General features: G+C 69.9%; 1 protein-coding gene. It reads right to left on the bottom strand.

The genetic code is table 11. From position 1 onward, the window contains the following. Positions 1–140: 140 nt before the first annotated feature. Complete coding sequence (locus ABZY91_RS42020) at positions 141–1,391, bottom strand: IS701 family transposase (RefSeq protein ID WP_355409523.1); 1,251 nt, start codon at positions 1,389–1,391, stop codon at positions 141–143. Positions 1,392–1,440: the final 49 nt, after the last annotated feature.

Genomic DNA, 1,440 nt, shown 5'->3' with positions numbered 1-1,440 from the left:
CCTAGTAGTACTTCGTTAGGTCTGGCGTGGTCCGGTGCGCCCTGGTCGGTGTTTGGTGGGTAACTCGCGGTGGCAGGTGGGGCATTCGCCGGTCCAGGCCCGTATCAGGTCCTGGATGGCGTCGAGGACTCGGTAGAAGGTCAGGCCGGCGTCTCGACTTTTGGGTCGAGGCGCCGGAGGGTGAGGAAGGCGTGGGCGGCGGTGACGAGGGTGATGTGGTGGTGCCAGCCGCGCCAGGTGCGGCCCTCGAAGTGGTCCAGGCCCAGGCCGTGCTTCATCTCGCGGTAGTCGTGCTCGATGCGCCAGCGGATCTTGGCCAGGCGCACGAGCCGTCGAATTGTGGTGTCGGGTGGCAGGTTGGTGAGCCAGTAGTCGGTGGGTGCGCTCGCGCCAGGAGGCCATTCGACCAGCAGGGTCTCGGTCGGCAGGACGCCGTCCCACGCGGCGCCGCCGCCGGCCTCGGCGGCGGCGAGCGTCCGGGGGATCTTCCCAGCGGGCCGCACCTGCAGGACCCGAAACCGTGAGCGCATCGCTCCGCGGCTGCCCTGACGCCACGTGACCTGCCGAAACGTCCGGCGCCCGCCGGCGGTGGCGAGCTCGCGCAGGGCGATGGCCTCGGTGCGGTAGCGGGGCAGTGTCCTGCGCCCGGCGCCGCGGTAGGCGGGCGCCTCTGGCTCGGCGTCGTGGCGGTGCGCGGTCTCGTCGCCGCGCACCGCCACGACGTAGTCCAGGTCCCGGGAGCGCAGGGCATGGCGGAAGGCGGCGGACTGGCCGTATCCGGCGTCGGCGACCACGACCTGGGGATCGAGTCCCCAGGCGGTCAGCTCGTCGAGCGTGTCGATCGCCAGGCGCCACTTCTCGACATGCCCGACCTCCGGTGGCAGGCCGGTTCGACGGCGGCGGACATCGTCACGGTCGCCCCACTCCGGCGGCACGAACAACCGCCAGGACATCGGGCTGGAGGCCTGATCGGTGACGGCGTGGACGCTCACCCCGACCTGGCAGAGCGAGCGTTTACCCAGAGCCCCGCAGTACTGCCGGGACGTCGCCACCGACTGGTCGCCGGCCTTCGGGAACGAGGTGTCGTCGATCACCCACGCCTCCGGCGCGAGCGCGGCGGTCATCTTCCGCGCAATCTGCCGCAGCACCGGCGTGTGGTCCCACGGCGACTGGCTGACGAACTGCTGCAGGGCCTGCATGTTCCCGTCCGGCAGCCGCTCGGCCATCGGCTGGATCGACTTGCGCCGCCCGTCCAGCATCAGCCCGCGCAGATAGCAATCCCCCTGCCGGCGCTGATCCTTGCGCGCCAGGGACGCGAAGACCTCGGCCACGAAGTCACCGAGATCTCCACGAAGCTTCTCCACCTCACCAAGATCCACAGACCGCAGCATGCACCGCCACGACCACAAGATCAAATCAACCTAACGAAGTACTACTAGG

The sequence above is a fragment of the Kitasatospora sp. NPDC002965 genome, assembly GCF_040611255.1.
In the GTDB taxonomy this organism is placed as follows: Bacteria; Actinomycetota; Actinomycetes; order Streptomycetales; family Streptomycetaceae; genus Kitasatospora.
This window is presented reverse-complemented; position numbering and strand designations above follow the sequence as displayed.

Excerpts from the sequence above, each read along its gene's own strand:
- ABZY91_RS42020 (WP_355409523.1), bottom strand. The coding sequence starts at position 1,391 with ATGCTGCGGTCTGTGGATCTTGGTGAGGTGGAGAAGCTTCGTGGAGAT.